15 protein-coding genes and 1 pseudogene are annotated in these 17139 nt (G+C 73.2%); 8 read left to right on the top strand and 8 right to left on the bottom strand.

What is annotated here, in order from left to right; genetic code table 11:
• Positions 1–87: 87 nt before the first annotated feature.
• Positions 88–858 (bottom strand): DUF5995 family protein, encoded by a 771-nt coding sequence (locus tag PCA76_RS17550; protein ID WP_272611510.1) that lies wholly within the window; start codon positions 856–858, stop codon positions 88–90.
• Between the two features lie 135 nt (positions 859–993).
• Positions 994–3887 (bottom strand): annotated as a pseudogene (locus PCA76_RS17555) (helix-turn-helix transcriptional regulator).
• A 194-nt stretch (positions 3888–4081) separates the two neighbouring features.
• Between PCA76_RS17555 and PCA76_RS17560 the strand changes: the two are divergent.
• Positions 4082–6142, top strand: coding sequence for an adenylate/guanylate cyclase domain-containing protein (locus PCA76_RS17560; protein ID WP_272611511.1), 2061 nt, complete (start codon positions 4082–4084; stop codon positions 6140–6142).
• Positions 6143–6367: 225 nt separating this feature from the next.
• Here the strand turns inward: PCA76_RS17560 and PCA76_RS17565 are convergent, their stop codons facing one another.
• The 6 genes from PCA76_RS17565 to PCA76_RS17590 form a co-directional block, all read right to left on the bottom strand.
• A complete protein-coding gene (locus PCA76_RS17565) occupies positions 6368–6913 on the bottom strand; it encodes a YciI family protein (RefSeq protein WP_272611512.1) in 546 nt (181 codons plus the stop codon).
• 81 nt (positions 6914–6994) lie between these two features.
• Entirely contained in the window at positions 6995–7561 is a 567-nt protein-coding gene (locus PCA76_RS17570) for a dienelactone hydrolase family protein (protein WP_272611513.1), read from the bottom strand.
• 55 nt (positions 7562–7616) lie between these two features.
• Positions 7617–7790 carry a hypothetical protein gene (locus PCA76_RS17575; protein ID WP_272611514.1) on the bottom strand — a complete coding sequence of 58 codons (174 nt, stop codon included), beginning with the start codon at positions 7788–7790 and terminating at the stop codon, positions 7617–7619.
• Entirely contained in the window at positions 7730–8722 is a 993-nt protein-coding gene (locus PCA76_RS17580) for a nucleotide disphospho-sugar-binding domain-containing protein (protein ID WP_272611515.1), read from the bottom strand. Before PCA76_RS17580 ends, PCA76_RS17575 begins: the two co-directional genes overlap by 61 nt.
• A gap of 62 nt (positions 8723–8784) precedes the next feature.
• Positions 8785–10092 (bottom strand): phenylacetate--CoA ligase PaaK, encoded by a 1308-nt coding sequence (paaK, locus tag PCA76_RS17585; protein ID WP_272611516.1) that lies wholly within the window; start codon positions 10090–10092, stop codon positions 8785–8787.
• Between the two features lie 85 nt (positions 10093–10177).
• Positions 10178–10627: a MarR family winged helix-turn-helix transcriptional regulator gene (locus PCA76_RS17590; protein ID WP_272611517.1), complete on the bottom strand. Its 450-nt coding sequence runs from the start codon at positions 10625–10627 to the stop codon at positions 10178–10180.
• Positions 10628–10763: 136 nt separating this feature from the next.
• Here PCA76_RS17590 and PCA76_RS17595 point away from each other — a divergent pair, with 136 nt between their 5' ends.
• The 7 genes from PCA76_RS17595 to PCA76_RS17625 all read left to right on the top strand — a co-directional run bounded on the left by PCA76_RS17595 (position 10764) and on the right by PCA76_RS17625 (position 17139).
• The gene (locus PCA76_RS17595; RefSeq protein WP_272611518.1) at positions 10764–11984 is read left to right on the top strand and encodes an MFS transporter; all 1221 of its coding nucleotides are present in this window, start codon (positions 10764–10766) and stop codon (positions 11982–11984) included.
• A 141-nt stretch (positions 11985–12125) separates the two neighbouring features.
• Entirely contained in the window at positions 12126–12884 is a 759-nt protein-coding gene (locus PCA76_RS17600) for a class I SAM-dependent methyltransferase (RefSeq protein WP_272611519.1), read from the top strand.
• A gap of 6 nt (positions 12885–12890) precedes the next feature.
• Positions 12891–13367, top strand: a complete 477-nt coding sequence (locus tag PCA76_RS17605) for a fluoride efflux transporter FluC (protein WP_272611520.1) — start codon at positions 12891–12893, stop codon at positions 13365–13367.
• Positions 13364–13726 carry a fluoride efflux transporter CrcB gene (gene crcB, locus PCA76_RS17610; RefSeq protein ID WP_272611521.1) on the top strand — a complete coding sequence of 121 codons (363 nt, stop codon included), beginning with the start codon at positions 13364–13366 and terminating at the stop codon, positions 13724–13726. Before PCA76_RS17605 ends, crcB begins: the two co-directional genes overlap by 4 nt.
• Positions 13727–13784: 58 nt before the next feature.
• The gene (locus tag PCA76_RS17615) at positions 13785–14309 is read left to right on the top strand and encodes a PadR family transcriptional regulator (protein WP_272611522.1); all 525 of its coding nucleotides are present in this window, start codon (positions 13785–13787) and stop codon (positions 14307–14309) included.
• Entirely contained in the window at positions 14306–14986 is a 681-nt protein-coding gene (locus PCA76_RS17620) for an ABC transporter ATP-binding protein (protein ID WP_272611523.1), read from the top strand. The genes PCA76_RS17615 and PCA76_RS17620 overlap by 4 nt, the downstream gene beginning before the upstream one ends.
• Entirely contained in the window at positions 14983–17139 is a 2157-nt protein-coding gene (locus PCA76_RS17625; RefSeq protein ID WP_272611524.1) for an ABC transporter permease, read from the top strand. Before PCA76_RS17620 ends, PCA76_RS17625 begins: the two co-directional genes overlap by 4 nt.

Consider the following 17139-nt stretch of genomic DNA (forward strand, 5'->3'; position numbering starts at 1 on the left):
AACCTCGGGCGGCACACGGGCTGGTGGGACGCGCCCCCGCGCTCCGCCGCCCCCCACGGGGCGGAGCGCGGGGACCCCCCGTCCCGGCTACTGCAGGAACGCCCCCAGGGGCGAGAGCAGCAGCCGGCCGAGCGCCGCGGCGTTGTCGTCCAACCGCGTGCGCTCACACTCGCGGGCGTCCGGGTCATGCCGGCACCGCCAGATCTTCTGCGCGTTACGCCATGCGACATCGCGGGTGTACTCGACCAGTTCCCCCTGGTACCAGTCGTCGATGTCGCCGTTGAGCATGTCGATGAGCAGCTGCCACCGCTCCAGATAGCCCCGGCGCAGGCCGGGGATCTTGTCCGCGAAGATCTTGTTGATCTCGAGGTAGTCGTGGTGCTGGTCGGTGCCGTCGACCGGCTCCGACTCCAGGTGGTCGAACGTGGTCACCAGCGCGAACGGCAGGTCGAAGTTGATGTGCGCGTTGACCCCGGCCGCCGCCGACGGCAGCGGGCGGGCGTCCGGCCCGCGCATCCGCTCGAAGAGGCATGACCACGCCTTCGGGGTGCCCGGGCTGGAGTCGGTCCACAGACGCATCGCGTCGAAATACCGTGCGGCGAACTCGACGTCGAGCCGGGAGAGGAAGGCCGGATCGACGAAGCGATCGTCGTACAGGCCGTCCAGCACGCTGCTGGTGATGGTCAGGTAGAGCCGGTTGAAATCGGCCAGCGGACAACTGGCCTCCAACGGAGGCAACCGCACCAGCATGTCCTGGAGTTTGGTGAGGTGATCGACCACGGCCGGCACGTCCGCGGGATGGTCGGCGAGCAGGTCGACGATGTCCCGCTGCACGGGCCCCCAGACCGGTTCGGTCATCTCTCCTCCATGGTGGTCGGCGGCATCCCCCGTGCCGTCGTCGACGCGGCTCAGCCTTCCAGCCAGCACCCACTCGCCGGATCAGTAGAACGACGTATCCCGGCGCGCACAGGCGCCGGCGGACGGAGCGGTCGGTCAGCCCCGGTGGCTGCGCAACTGGATCGCGCTGGCCTGGACACGGGTGCGGACCTGGAGCTTGTCGAAGATGTGCGACACGTGCACCCCGATGGTCCGCTCGCTGATGAACAGCCGCTGCCCGATCTCCTTGTTGGTCAGCCCCTCCGCGACAAGCACGAGCACTTCCCGCTCCCGTGCGGTGAGCGCCGCCAACTCGTCGTCGGACGGCTCGGACGGTGCGCCCCGCGTACCGCCGGCGGTCTCGTGCTCGTCCAGCGACACCCGGGCCCGCCCGGCCAACTCGCGGATCTCGGAGGTCAGCGGCACCGCGCCCAACCCCTGCGCCACCCGGTACGCCTCACGCAGCAGCTTGCCGGCGGTGGCCACCCGGCTGCGGCGAGCCAGCAGCGCCTCGGCCTGCCGCAGCCGCGAGTACGCCGCCGGGTAGGGGTGTTGACGTCGGTCCCACTCGGCGGCCGACACGGCCCACAGCTCCGGGTCGCTGCCGTCGAGGCGGCTCACCTCGGCGGCGCAGAGGGCCAGGAAGCCCTCCACCACCGACCGCACCGGCCGGGCCGCACCGGCGCTCTTGCGGGCCACCCGCTCGGCGACGTCCCGCAGCCGGCGTACCGCCGTCGGGTCCACGTCCACGGTGCGGCTGGCATGCGCCTCCGCCTCGGCGCGCAGGCCGTGCCAGACCAGAGCGGACAGGATCATCACGTCGTCGGAGCGGCTCTCGGTGAGGCCGCGCTGCACCGCCAGCCGCGCCACGTCGTGCCGACCCTCCCACATGGCCAGCCCGGAGCGCAGGGTGAGCAACGGAATGACGTGTCGCGCCCCGCCGCCGGCGAGCAGGGTCGCCACCGCGTCGAGGTCCCGACTGGCGGCCTCGATGTCGCCGTAGCCCACCGAGAGCCGGCATCGGGCGAGCAGCAACTCGACGGCGTCCGCACCGGACGGTCGGTGCCGCAGGGCGGCGGCGACCACCTTCTCCGCCTCGGCCCACTGGCCCACCCGGAACAACCCGTTGATGGCGATGGCCAGCAACCGGGTGCCCCAGGTGCGGCCGAGCCCCAGCTCCGCCACCCGCTCGGCACCCCGCCGGGCCACCACCACGCCCTCTTCGAGGATGTTCAGCGGCCCGGTCAGCAGCTCCGCCAGGTGCAGGTACGCGCAGGCCACGTCCTCGGGCTGGCCGGCACGCTCGGCGGTGTCGAGGGCGTCGCGCATGACCGCCAGACCGGCATCCGGGTCTTCCAGACAGGCGTCGCTGAAGCCGAGCGCCGAGCTGGCCAGCACGACCTCGGTGGCGGAGCCCTCCACGTTCTCGGCCAGCGCCAGCGCCTCCGGGCCCGCTGGCCGGCGTCGGCGTACCGGCCCAGGTGCAGCAGCAGCTCGGCCAGACGCGCGGCGGCGGCCCGGTCACGCGGCGAGCAGTCCGCCGCCTCCAGCGCCCGCTGGTATTCCTCCTCGGCCAGCGCCGAGCGACCAGCGGCGGCCAGGTAACGGGCCCGGCGGATGTGCAGCGCGCAACTCGGCTCGCCGCCCCGCAGCGCGGCCAGCTCTTCCAGCAGGGCCAGCGCGCGGGCGTGCTCCCCACAGTGGTGGGCTGCCTCGGCGGCGTTGCCGAGCAGCTCGACCCGGTCCACCGCCAGCGGGCCCGGGTCGACGGCCAGCTGCAACGCCGCCGACCAGTGCCGGTGCGCCTCGGCGTAACCGTGCAGCCGCTCGGCCTCCTGCGCGGCAGCCACCGCCGCCGGCAAGGCGCGCGCCGGCTCGCCAGCCAGCCGCCAGTGGTGCGCCAGCCGGGCCTGGTGCAGCTCACCCGGCACCGCGGTCAGCGCCTCGGCATAGCGGCGGTGCAGCCCGGAACGCTCGGCCGGCAGCAGCTCGTGCGCCAGCACCTCGGCCACCAGCCGGTGCCGCAGCCGGTAGCCGTCGTCGGCGCCGACCAGCAGCCGGTGCGCCACCGCGGCGCGGGCCGCGTCGATCAGCTCGTCCTCGGGCAACCGCAGCACCTGGGCCAGCAGCCAGTGCTGCACCGGCTCGACGCCGGCGGCCACCGCGTGCACCACCGCGTGCGCGTGCTGGGGCAGCGCGTCGACCCGGTCGAGGAAGATCTCGCGCAGCGTCTCGGACAGACCGTCGCGGCCGTCGCGCAGGTCGCGGGCCAGCTCCTCGATGACGAACGGGTTGCCACCGCTGCGCTGCCACACCTGCTCGGCCGCGTCGGCGGACAGCGTCCGGCCGACCACCGCGCCGGCGAGCTTCTCGGTGTCGGCCCGGCCCAGCGGTGCCAGGTCGAGCACCTGCACCGTCCGCAGCCGGCGCAGCTCGGTGAGCACCCGGCGCAGCGGGTGCACCCCCTGCAACGACTCGGCGCGCACCGCCGCCAGCACCGAGAGCTGGAGGTCACCGAGCCCGGCCAACAGGTAGAGCAGCAGTTGCCGCGTGCTCCGGTCGACCCACTGCAGGTCGTCGAGGATCAACACCAGCGGCCTGCCCTCGGCGATCAGGTGCAGCCCACGGGAGACCCGCTCCAGCAACGCGCCCGCGCCGTCCGGGCCGGCGGTCTCGTCGGCGAACATCTGCAGCAGCCCGCGCACCGCCGAGGAGGCGCGTACGTGCGAGGTGGACACATCGGCGTCGAAGCGGCGCAGCGCCTGCAGGAGTGGGTGCAGCGGGGAGGCGTCGCCGATGTCCAGGCAACTGCCGGTAAGCACCACCGCGCCCTGCTCACGCAGCCGGGCACCGATCTCGCCCAACAGTCGGGTCTTGCCCACACCGCTCTCGCCGGTCAGGAAGACGGCGGCAGTCTGCCCGTGCGCGGCGCCACCGAGCAACGCGGACCGAACCGTCTGCACCAGCTCGGTCCGGCCCACGAGCGGTGCGGTGTCCACATCGCTGGCCATGGCACGCAGCCTAATCACAGGTCCCCGTACCGTTCTACGGCCATCTACCGCTTGTGGTACTCCTCGCGTCGACTTTGCGACTAAAGGTTGCAGGTGGCCGACATACGTCGTTCGGCAGATCCCCCGTCAGCCCAGGAATGCCAATCTCCGGAGGTCATCAGGCATCAGCGGGGAGAAAGGCCGGTGCGACACCCATGACCACCACCACCATCGTCGTCGTCGACACACAGCGGACCCCGACCCCGCACTGGCCGGTACCGGAGGAGAGACGCACCGTCACCGTGCTCTTCGCGGACATCGTCGGCTCCACGGCCCTGGTGGACCGGCTCGACCCGGAGGACGTCCGAGCGTTGCAGCGGGCCTACTTCGACACCGTCGCCGGTGTGCTGCACCGCTGGCAGGGGGTGGTCGAGAAGTACGTCGGCGACGCCGTGATGGCGCTCTTCGGCGCCCGGCACTCCGACGGCTTCGACGCGTACCGGGCGGTGCGCGCCGGACTCGAGATCCAGGCCGCGCTGGACCGCCGGCAGATGGTGGGTGACATCAGACTGCGGGTCCGCGTCGGTGTCGCCACGGGCGAGGTCGTGGTCGACCTGGGCGGCGCCGTCAGCGGCGGACACGGCGTCGCCAGCGGCGCGGTGATCACCACGGCGGCCCGCCTCCAGGAGTACGCGCCACCCGGCGCCGTCGCGCTCTGCGCCGCCACCGCACGGGCCACCGCCGGCCTGATCACCCAGCGTCAGCTGACGCCGGTGCCGGTCGCCGGCCGGGTGCCGCCGGTGCCGGTCTGGCACGCCGTCGGTCCGGTACGCCCCAGTGCCGACCGGCACGACGGGCCGCTGATCGGTCGCCGCCGCGAGCTGGCCACCATCCGCGACCAGCTGAGCTGGGCCATCCGGGAGCAGAACCCGCGCTGGCTCTCCCTGGTCGGTCCCACCGGCAGCGGCCGCAGCCGGCTGCTGCACGAGCTGACCCGTGGGCTGACCACGGTGGACGGGTTGTCGGTCCGCTGGTGTGTGGCGACCTGCCAGCCGTACCCCGACCAGGTGTTGGCGCCAGTCGCGGAGCTGCTCCGCGGTCTCGCCGGGATCCGTCCCGGCGACGGCCCGGCGGCGGTCCACGACCGCCTGGTCGTCGCCCTGACGCCGTTGTTCCCGCCGGCCCAGGTCGCCGCGACGGTCCCGGCGCTACAACGGTTGCTGACCACCCCGGACGGCTCGGACACGGCGCTGGCGGGCGCGGCGATCTGCCGGGATGTCCTGTTGCGCCTGGCCGCCCACCGGCCGCTGATCGTCGCCGTCGACGACGTGGACCGGGCGGCACCGGCGGTGAGCCAGTTCCTGCACGCGCTGTTCAGCGCGGCGACGGCGCGCGGGCTCCCGCTGGCCATGGTCACCCTGCACCAACCGCAGTGGGCCGATACCCGGCCCGGCGCAGCCCGGCGGGTGACGATCCGACCGCTGGCCACGGTGCAATCCGGGCGACTGCTGCGCCACCTGCTCACCCGGGCCGGGCAGCCGGTGGCGCTGGTCGAGCGGCTGCTGCCGCTGGTGGGCGGCCGGCCCGGGCATGCGGCGGCATATGTCACGTCGGTCGCGGACGGCGCCGACCCGGTGACGCTCCCGCTGCCCGAGGCGGTCCGCCGGGCCGTCGGCGCGGAACTGGACCACCTCGACGGTGAACGGCGGGCGGTACTGATGGCGGCCGGCATCCTCGGCGGCGTGATCTCCGGCGCAGCCGTCGACCGGGCACTCGGCTGGACGCCCGGCCGGTCGGCGCCGGCGCTGCGTGGGTTGGTCGCCGCCGGGCTGCTGCTCCCCCACCGCGTCGGCGGGTACGCGTTCGCCACCCCAGCGCTGCGCCAGGTCGCCGCCGAGCGACTGCCTCGCGTGCTGCGGGCCGTGTTCACGCGCCGGACCGCCGACGCCCCGCGCCACGACACCGTCCGCGCGTCCGCCCGCGAATCCGCCGTCCGCCCTGCCGCCGTCCGCCCTGCTGTCGTCAGCGGCTCGGCCGCGCGGCCCGCCGAGGTCGTGCGTCTCGACGCCGTTCGCGCCCGGGCCGGCCTCGACGCCGCCCTCGCGGCGCTGACCCCGACGCCGGCCGTCCGCACCGACCCGCCGCACCGACGCGTCCCCACGCCGACGATGGCCACCCTCCGGCCGCGCCGGCTCGCACGACCAACCATCCGCCGGCCTCCCGCCGGCTCCGAGCCGTCGCGTCGGCCGGTGACGTGCCGCCGACCTCGGCCGTAGCGGTGTCCGCGTCGCGGACCAGTACGAGCGGTCACTGGCCCCCGGACGTCAACCGATCCCTGGCGGCGATCCGTGCGGTGCCTGCCGGGCCGGGGTCAGCCGGACCCGGCGCGCGTGCCGGCGTCGGCGCTCCGACCGGGAAGGTGCGCGCCGCACCCCGACCGCCGTTGATCCGCTGGCCGGTCGGCCTGGCCGCCTCTGCCTAGGACGTACCCGGACGACGGATCAGGACGGTCGCCCGCCGAACTGCCAGTGGTGCACCTCGATGTCGGCGTACCGGTCCACGGTCAGGATGGCGCGCGCCGCGTCCGGGTTCGGTGCCCGGACCAGCGCCGCGGTACCGAGCCAGGTGGCGCCGTCGTCGGACAGCAGTGGCCCGTACGCGATCAGCTCGTCCGGGTCGGGCGGCACGGCCAGGTCGGCGGCCTGCCCCAGGCCAAGGCCGAGCACCAGGTACCGGTTGCCACCGGTCCGGCCTCCGGGAAAGTCCCACATGGTGCGGCCGAGCGCGTTGTGCCACCGGCGCAGCAACACGTCCCGGTACACGCCGGCCTGGTAGTTCGGCTCGTCGAGGGCGAACGTCCGCGCAGCGGCCGGATCGGGCACGTCGACGATGTGCACGCTGCCGGTGGGTGTGTCGTCGGCGAAGGTGGGGCCGCGGGCGATCATCTCCGCCGCGTAACCGTCCATGTAGGACCAGTGCGCCGCCAGCAGTTCGTCGCGCAACGCTGCCGATCCGGGCCGGTCACGGTGGTAGCACAGGAACTCCATGGCCCACATTCTCGACGCGGTGCCGCACCGACCGGCAGACGGGGTGTCGCCCGGCCGCATCGACGGTCCTGATCGACGTGCTCAGCGGGCGGCCAGGAAGGCCAGCACCCGTGGCCAGGTCGCCGCGGCGGCGTCCGGAGCGTGCTCGGCCAGGTCCGGGTCGGTGAACAGATGTCCGGCACCGGGATAGCGGAAGACCGTCAGGTCAGCGCCGGCGCCGGTCATCGCCTGCTGCCACTCGTCGACCTCGTCCGGCAGGTCGTACGGGTCGGGGTCGGCGAGGTGCAGCTGCACGGGCAGGCCGGCGCGGACCGCGTCGGGTGCGCCGCCGGTGCCGTGTAGCAGGAGCAGACCGGCGGCGTCGGGGCGCTCGGCCAGCAGCGCCCCGGCCACCCCGGCGCCCATCGAGAACCCGGCGAGCACCGTCTCCGGTGGCAGGTCCCGCAGCGCTGCCCGGGCCCGGTCGAGCACCACCTCCTGGCCGATCTTGTCGAGCAGCGCAAAGCCCTCCTCGACGGTGTCGGTGGCCGGGACGCCGTACAGATCGGGGGTGGTGACCCGGTGCCCGGCGGCGCGCATCCGGTCGGCGGCGGCGCGTACGGCGGGCCGCAGCCCATACACGGAGTGGAACAGCACGACGTGTCGCATCGGGCCATCCTGCCGCAGCCGGGCGTCCGTCCGGTGCGGCCACGCGGGAGGAACGTCAGACCAGCGCCGTCAGCCGCGCGACGAGGTCGCTCGGTGGCGGCATCGCGGCGATCTCGCGGCTGACCTGCGCGGCGGCGGTGCGCAGGCCATCGTCGGTGAGCAGCTGGGTCAGCGCCCGCGCGGTGATGTCCCGGGGGCGCAGCGCCAGACCGGCGCCCCGGCGGGCCACCAGCTCGGCGTTGTGCCGTCGGTCCCCGGACCCATGGTGGCCAGCTGGGGCAGGCCGGCGGCGAGGGCACCGAGGGTGCTGCCCGCCCCGCCGTGGTGGACCAGCGCCGCGCTCGCCGGCATTGCCTCGTCGAGCGGAATCCAGTCGACCACCCGCACGTTGCCCGGCAGCGAACGAGCCGACCGCTCGTCGGGCCGGACCAACACGATCTCGGCGTCCACCTGAGCGGCGGCGGCCACCACGGCGGGCATCGGCCCCCGGTCGCCGGGGCCGGTCAGGGTGCTGCGGGTAACCAGGATGCGGGGCCGCTCACCCGGCTCGCGCAGCCAGCCCGGCAACTCGCCGCCACCGACGTAGGACTCGTACCGCATCGGCCAACCGCCCTGGACGGCCACGCTGGGCGGGGCCACGGCGAGGGCGGCGGCGGGTGGCGGCAGCTCGGTCAGGCCGTGCCGGCGCAGTGCGGCGCCGAGTCGGGCGCTGGTGGCGCGGACCAGCTCCCGGCCGTCGAAGAGGGAGTTCTCCTGGCGTACGGCCGGCACGTCGAGCCGCGCGGCGGCCACCGCACCGGCAACCGCGAACGGCTCGTACAGCACCAGGTTCGGCCGCCACTGGGTGGCCAGCGCGACCACCGGGTCGGTGAGCTGGTCGTTGAGCGCGCCGAAGAGCAGGCCGGCGCCCCGGGTGCCGGCGGTGCCGGCCAGCTCGGCGCGGGCGATCAGCGGATGGCGGGGGAAGACCCGCAGGGCGATCCGGCCGAAGTCGAAGCCCGGCGCGACGTCGTGCACCGGCAGGCCGGCCTCGGCGGCGGCCAGGCCACCGCCGCCGGTGGCCAGCAGCACGTCGTGGCCGGCGTCGCGCAGCGCGACGGCGAGCGGCACCAGCGGGAAGACGTGCCCGACCAGCGGGGCGGAAACCACCAGCACGCGCATGGCCGGGATCCTATGTCGACGCTGGCGAGACCGGGTGCCCGACGACCGTTGGCGGGGATCGTTCAGGCGACCGGTCGCTGGTCGACGATGCGGCGCATCTTGCCCACCGACCGCTCCACCGCGTCCGGGGCGAGGACATCGACAGCCACGCTCACGCCGATGGTGTTCTTCACCAGCTCGACCAGCGTCGCGCCGGCCCGCTCCGCCGCGTCCACGCCGACCCCGGCCCGCCGCTCCACCCGCACCGTCAGGGTGTCCAACCGGCCGTGCCGATCGAGGACGCACTGGAAGTGCGGGGACAGCTGCGGGGTCCGCAGGATCAACTCCTCGATCTGGGTGGGAAAGACGTTCACCCCCCGGACGATCATCATGTCGTCGGTCCGACCGGTGATCTTCTCGATCCGGCGCATCGGCCGGGCGGTGCCGGGCAGCAGCCGGGTCAGGTCGCGGGTGCGGTAGCGCACGACCGGCATCGCCTCCTTGGTCAGCGACGTCAACACCAGCTCACCCTGCTCGCCGTCGGGCAGCACCGCCCCGCTGACCGGGTCGATGATCTCCGGATAGAAGTGGTCCTCCCAGAGGTGCAGCCCGTCCTTGGTCTCGACGCACTCGGTCGCCACGCCCGGACCCATCACCTCGGAGAGCCCGTAGATGTCCACCGCGTGGATGTCCAGCTGCTGCTCCACCTCCCGGCGCATGTCCTCGGTCCACGGCTCCGCGCCGAAGATGCCCACCCGCAGTGAGGTGGCTCGCGGGTCCACGCCCTGGCGGTACATCTCGTCCACGATCGCCAGCATGTAGCTGGGCGTGACCATGATGACCTCGGGTTCGAAGTCACGGATCAGCATGACCTGACGCTCGGTCATGCCGCCGGAGACCGGGATGACCGTGCAACCGAGCTCCTCGGCGCCGTAGTGCGCGCCCAGGCCGCCGGTGAAGAGCCCGTAGCCGTACGCGACGTGCACCCGGTCGCCGGGACGGCCGCCGGAGGCGCGGATCGACCGGGCCATCAGCCGCGCCCAGGTGCGCAGGTCGTCGCGGGTGTAACCGACCACCGTCGGTCGGCCGGTGGTGCCGGAGGAGGCGTGCAGCCGGGCGACCCGATCCCGGGGTACGGCGAACATGCCGAACGGGTAGTTGTCCCGCAGCTCCGCCTTGCCGGTGAACGGAAAGCGGGCCAGGTCGTCGAGATCCCGGCAGTCGTCGGGGTGCACCCCGACCGCGTCGAACGCCCGGCGGTAGTGCGGCACGTTGTCGTACGCGTGCCGCAACGACCACCGCAGCCGGTCGCGTTGCAGTGCCCGCAGCTCGTCGATGCCGGCGCGCTCGATTGGCTCCAGCTCCTCCGGGCGAGGGGTGCGGTCCTGCATCGCCTGCCTCCTTCTCACGACGGTCCCGGCGCGGCTGCCGGTACCGTACGCCGCAGCGCGCCGCCCCGGACGAGGGCCCGGCGGGTCAGCGGGCGGTCGGCAGCCGGTGCAGGGCGTCGACCAGCGGGGCCAGCTCGGGGGCGGCCGCCGCCTCGGCAAGCGCATCGGTGAGCACCCGGTCGTGGGTGGGTCGGGCCTGGGCGAGCAACTTGGAGCCGGCCGGGGTCAGCTCGGTGTAGATGCCGCGCCGGTCGTCGGCGCACAGAATCCGGGTGAGCAGACCACGCTGCTCCAGCCGGGTGACCAAGCGGGTGGTGGCGCTGCCGGAGAGCGCGGCGGCCCGGGCGAGCTGGCTCATCCGCATGTGCCAACCGTCCTGGCGGGAGAGCGCGTCGAGCACCGTGTATTCGACGACGGACAGGTCGTGGCCGGCCTGCAACGCCCGCTCCAGGGACGTCTCGATCAGCCCGTGCAGGGCGGCGAGGGTGCGCCATCCCTGCGCGCGGATCTCGATCGCGTCATCGCCGATGCCCATGCCGCCCCCTGGGATGTGTGATCTGGACGGCCCAGACTACCACGCTTGCGCCGATATAAGGCGCGTGCAAGTATCTAGTTGTCGGCGCGTGTAGTTGCACGCGCTTTATATCTGCCCCCTCCCCGATGGGAAGTCCATGTCCGTACGCCACAAGTCCCTGCCGCCCGGCCTGATCGCGCTGGCGATCGGCGCCTTCGGCATCGGGCTCACCGAATTCGTGATCATGGGGCTGCTGCCCGAGGTTGCCGCCGACTTCGCGGTCACCGAGCCGGTGGCCGGCTGGCTGATCTCCGGCTACGCGCTCAGCGTGGCCGTCGGCGGCGTCGCCCTCACCGCGGCGGTCACCCGACTGCCGCGCAAGCCGGTGCTGCTCGGCCTGATGGTGCTCTTCATCATCGGCAACCTGCTCTCCGCAGTCGCCGGCGACTACGCCGTGATGATGGCCGGCCGGATCGTCGCCGCGCTGTGCCACGGCGCGTTCTTCGGCATCGGCGCCGTGGTCGCCGCCGGCCTGGTCGCTCCGGCCCGTCGGGCCGGCGCCATCGCCATGATGTTCGCCGGCCTGACCATCGCGAACGTGCTCGGCGTCCCCTTCGGCACCTTCCTCGGGCAGCACTTCGGCTGGCGGTCGACCTTCTGGGCGATCACCGCGATCGGGGTGGTCGCGCTGATCGGGCTGGCCCTACTCATCCCGGGTCGCGACACCGCCGACGCCGACCGGTCGGCCGGCGGACTGCGTGGTGAGCTGCGCGCCTTCGCCCACTCACAGGTCTGGCTCTCCCTGCTGATCACGGTCCTGGGCTTCGGCGGGATGTTCGGCGCGTTCACCTACATCGCCTACACGCTCACCGAGGTCAGCGGATTCGCCACCAGCACCGTGCCATGGCTGCTCGTCCTCTTCGGCGTGGGGCTCTTCGCCGGCAACCTGCTCGGTGGTCGGGCGGCCGACAGGTCACTGTCGCGCACCCTGGTCATCGTCCTGGCGGTGCTCACCGTCGTGCTCGTCGGATTCGCGCTGACCGCGACGAGCCCGGTGCTGACCATCGTCTCGCTGGTGCTGATGGGCGGGTTCGGGTTCGCCACCGTGCCGCCGCTGCAGATGCGGATCATGCATTACGCCCAGCAGGCGCCGACCCTCGCGTCCGGGGCGAACATCGCGGCCTTCAACCTCGGCAACGCGCTGGGCGCCTGGATCGGTGGTGTGACCATCGCTGCCGGGCTCGGCTACACCTCGCCGATCTGGGCCGGCGCCGCGCTCACCCTGGCCGGCCTGGGCGTCCTGCTCGGAGCGCTGCGACTGGCCCGCCGCAACGAGCCGGCGACGGTCGACGCCGACCTGGTGGACACGACGGTCTGATCCCGCCGGCACGAGGACGCCGGGCCGAGCGGAAGCCCGACCCGGCGTCACCCTGATCATCGCCCTGCCATCTTCTCGCAATTGCAAATTATGTGCAACAAGGTCTGGACCTGGCTGCGTCCAGTAACTAGCCTGATCGCTATGAGTCCTTACATCGTGGATCCGTGGGCCTGGCAGGAGAGCTGGGACCGTCAGCAGGAGGCCTTCATGCCGGACCGGGAACACCGGTTCACCGCCATGCTCGACACCGTCGACGCGGTCCTCGACGGCCGGCCGCCGCGCCTGCTCGATCTGGCCGGCGGCACCGGCACCATCTCGCTGCGGACGCTGGCGCGCTTCCCCGGCACCGAGGCGACCTTGGTGGACCTCGACCCGGCCCTGCTCGCCATCGCCGACGCCTCGCTGGGCGACCGGGCCACCATCGTCACGGCCGACCTCGGCACCCCGGAGTGGCGCTCCGCGCTCCCCCACCGCGAGTACGACGCCGTACTCACCGCCACCGCCCTGCACTGGCTTCCGGCCGACCGGCTCAGCCAGCTCTACGCCGAGCTGCGCGACGTGCTCCGACCGGGCGGGGTCTTCGTCAACGCCGACCACATGCCGGACGACACCGTGCCGGAGCTGACCAAGCGGCTGTTGGACCGGGCACGGGACCGGCGCAACGCCCGGTACGCCGCCGGCTCGGTGCTGTCCTGGTCGGACTGGTGGGAGCGGGCCGGCGCCGACCCGGCACTCGCCCCGCTGGTCGCCCAGCGGCACACCATCTACCCGACCGGACACAGCCCGGAATGGAACCCGCCGGTCTCCTGGCACCTCGCCGCGCTCACCGCGGCCGAGTTCAGCGAGGTCGGCACGGTGTGGCGGGGCGGTCCGGACGCCGCTGTCGCGGCAGTACGCTAAGGACCCGTGTCAGAGCCGTTCGAGCGCCGTACCGACCCCGACGTCGATCTCCGCGTCCCCGCCGACCGGGGCGAGCTGACCGCGCGCCCCGCGACGATTCTCGCCACGATCGCGGCCGGCGGGGTGCTCGGCGCGCTGTCCCGGGCCGGCCTGCAACACGCCGCCCCGCACTCGCCGACGGGTTTCCCGTGGGCGACGTTCGGCATCAACCTGTCCGGCTGTCTGCTGATCGGCGTGCTGATGGCGGTGCTCGGGCACCTCGGCGGTGGGCACCCTCTGGTCCGCCCGTTCCTCGGGGTCGGGGTGCTCGGCGGGTTCACCACCTTCTCCACCTACGCGGTGGACGTCCAGCAGGCGCTGGTCGCGGGCGCTCCGGGCACCGCGCTGGCGTACCTGGCCGCGACGGTGCTCGGGGCGCTCGCGGCGGTGGGGTTGGGCGACGCCGTCACCGCTGGACTGCTGCGGCGGCGGGTGGCCCGATGACCGTGCTGCTCATCGCCCTGGGCGCGGCCCTCGGCGCTCCGCTGCGCTACCTCACCGACCGGGCCGTGCAGTCCCGGCACGACTCGGCGTTCCCCTGGGGCACGCTGACCGTCAACGTGATCGGGTCGCTGCTGCTCGGCGTACTCGTCGGGTTGCCGGCCGGCCCGGCGGTCACCGCGTTGCTCGGCACCGGGTTCTGCGGCGCGCTGACCACCTACTCGACCTTCAGCTACGAGACGCTGCGGCTCGCCAAGGACGGCAACCGGCTCCTCGCCCTGGCCAACGTGCTGGGCAGCGTCGCCGCCGGGCTCGCCGCAGCCACCACCGGCTACGCCCTGACCCACGCCCTGGTGGGCTGAGCCCCGCAGGATACTGAGGGTATATACGCGGGGTATACCCTCAGTGTAGTCTCCTGGCATGAGCGTGCCATTGACCCTTCTCGGCCTCCTCGAACGGGAGCCCAGCCACGGGTACGACCTGAAGCGTGACTACGACGCCTTCTTCGGCCGGGGCAAGCCCCTGCCGTTCGGCCAGGTCTACTCCACCCTCAGCCGACTGGCCCGGGACGGCAAGGTGGTGATCAGCGACGTCGCCCCCGGCTCCGGCCCCGACCGCAAGCGCTACATCATCACCGACCTGGGCGCGACCGAGGTCGAGCAGTGGCTGACCCAGCCGGTCGACCCGGAACCGCACCTGCAGACGGTGCTCTTCGCCAAGGTCGTGCTCGCGCTGATGCTGGACCGGCCGGCCGCCGAATACCTCGACACCCAGCGCAGCGCACACCTGGCACGGATGCGCGAGCTCACCGAGATCAAACGCGCCGGCAACCTGGTCGACGCCCTGCTCGCCGACCACGGCCTGTACCACCTGGAGGCGGACCTCCGGTGGATCGAGATGACCGGCGCCCGGCTGGACGCCCTGAGGAAGGCGGTGCGGCCATGAGCGTCGTGATCGAAGCACGCGACGTCGAGTTCTCCTTCGGCCAGACCCCCGCGCTGCGCGGCGCCAGCGTCGCCGTTGACGCGGGCGAGATCCTCGCCATCATGGGCCCCAGCGGCTCGGGCAAGTCCACCCTGTTGCACTGCCTGGCCGGCATCCTCGTGCCCGACTCCGGCGAGATCCTCTTCGACGGGGCGCGGATCGACGCCATGGCCGAGACCCAGCGCAGCAGCCTGCGCCGCGACCGCTTCGGCTTCGTGTTCCAGTTCGGCCAACTCGTCCCCGAGCTCACCGCCGTGGAGAACGTCGCGCTGCCGCTGCTGCTCAGCGGCGTACACCGGAAGCAGGCGCTCAAGAAGGCGAAAGCCTGGTTCGAGCGCCTCGGCCTGGACGGCCTGGAACAGCGCCGGTCGGGTGAGCTGTCCGGCGGGCAGGCGCAACGCGTCGCCCTCGCCCGTGGCCTGGTCGCCGAGCCGCAGGTGCTCTTCGCCGACGAGCCGACCGGCGCGCTCGACTCGCTCACCGGTGAGCAGGTCATGGACCTGCTGGTCAGCTCGGCCCGCGAGCAGGGCACCACGGTCATCCTGGTCACCCACGAGCCCAGGATCGCCGCGTACGCCGACCGCGAGGTCATGGTCCGCGACGGGCGCGTGAACGCGCCGGACCGGATCGCCTCATGATCCGCTTCGGGCTCCGCCTCGCCGTGGCCGGCGGACGCGAGGCGCTCACCCGCCTGCTCGTCATCGCCGCCGCGGTCGCGGTCGGCAGTGGGCTGCTGCTGACCACCCTCGCCGGGGTCAACGCCGTCGACGCCCAGCTCACCCGGTACGCGTCGATCTATCCCAGCGCCTCGACCGGCGGCGACGCCGACCCGCTGTGGTGGTCGACCCGGGGCGACTACTTCCACGGCAAACAGATCATCCGGATCGACGTCGCCGCCACCGGAGCGAACGCGCCCACCCCGGCCGGCATCCCGAGCACTCCGGGCCGCGGTGAGTTCTACGCCTCGCCCGCGCTGCGGGACCTGATCGCCGCGCACCCGGCCGACCAGTTGGGCGACCGTTACCCGGAGCGTGACCTGGGCACCGTCGGAGCGGCCGGGCTCACCTCACCGGACACCCTGCTCGCCATCGTGGGCGGCACGCCGGACAGCGTCGGCAAGCTGCCCAACGCCAGGCAGGTCGGCGACCTCGGTGACAAGCCCACGCTCCCCGAGGCCACGGTGAACCTCATCCTGGGCGTGATCGCCGGCGGGCTGCTGTTTCCGGTGCTGATCTTCATCGGCACGGCCACCCGGCTCAGCGCCGCCCGCCGGGAGCAGCGCTTCGCCGCGATGCGTCTGGTCGGCGCGACACCGAAGCAGATCTCGGTGGTCGCGGCGGTGGAGGCGACCGCCGCGGCTGTCGCCGGCACCGCCCTCGGTTTCGCTCTGTTCTACGCGTTACGAGGCCAGATGGCGGGCATCCCGTTCACCGGCATGCCGTTCTTTCCCAGCGACATGTCGCTGGGCCTGCTGGACCTCCTGCTGGTGGCGCTCGGCGTCCCGGCCGGCGCGGCGCTGGCGGCCCAGGTCTCGCTGCGCCGGGTACGGATCTCACCGCTGGGCGTCACCCGGCGGGTCACCCCTCGGGCGCCGCGCGCGTACCGGCTGATTCCGATGGCGCTCGGCGTCGCCGTGCTGTTCTTCGCCATCGGCTTCCGGCCCGAGACGTCCGACGGCCAAGCCGCGGTGTTCCTGCCCGGTCTGCTGCTCATCATGGCCGGCCTGGTCTTCGCCGGCCCGTGGTTGACGATGGTCGGCGCCCGGGTGATGGCCCGGTACGCCAACCGCCCGGCCGCGCTCATCGCCGCGCGACGCCTCGCCGACAACCCGAAGGCCGGCTTCCGGGCGATCAGCGGCATCATGCTCGCGCTCTTCGTGACGAGCGTGGCCATCGGCGTGATCACCACGATCGTCGCCAACCGCGGCCCGGCACCGATCGGCTCGACCGATGCGGGCACGGTGACCACGGTCTTCGACGAGGAGGCGCCGTCGGTGCCCGACGCGCTCTTCGCCGAGCTGCGGGCGATCACCGGGGTACGCTCCGCGACCGCCATCCGGGAGAACCCGAACATGATGAACGGTGGCGAGGGCGGAGTGATCGCGTGCACCGACCTCCCGAGCGCGTACGGCCGGTGCGCCGAGGACGCGAGCGTCATCGAGGTGCCGATGGGCCTCAGCCGCTGGCGGGAATCGGCGTCGACCGCGACGGTCTGGCCCGCCGCGTCTTTCACCCTCGACGAACTCCAGCGGCTTCCGGTGGTGTCGATGGTCGTCGGCACCGACGGCTCCGCCACCGCCATCGAACGTACCCGCACCGTGCTGGAGGTCGCCTTCCCGACCTTCTGGGTCGGGCCGAACGTGCCCGGCGACTTCGAGTCGGACTTCGCCGACACGCTGCGCGGCTGGGAACAACTGGCGAACGTCATCATCGTCGCCAGTCTCGCGCTCGGCGGGTGCAGCCTCGCGGTCAGCGTGATCGGCGGTCTCACCGAACGCCGACGCCCGTTCAGCCTGCTGCGCCTCAGCGGCGCTCCGGTGCGGGTCCTGCGTCGGGTGGTGGCGCTGGAGAGCGCCGTGCCGATGCTCGCCGTCGCCGCGGTCGCCATCGGAATGGGCCTCCTCGCCGCCCACCTGTTCCTGCGGGCGCAGATGGGCTACACCCTCGTCGCGCCGGAGCCGGGCTTCTACGTGATCGTCGTCGTCGGGTTGGCCGCCTGCCTCGGCGTCATCGCCTCCACCCTGCCGCTGCTGGAACGCATCACCGGGCCGGAGACCGCCCGCAGCGAGTAG

The organism is Micromonospora sp. LH3U1 (genome assembly GCF_028475105.1).
GTDB lineage: Bacteria > Actinomycetota > Actinomycetes > Mycobacteriales > Micromonosporaceae > Micromonospora.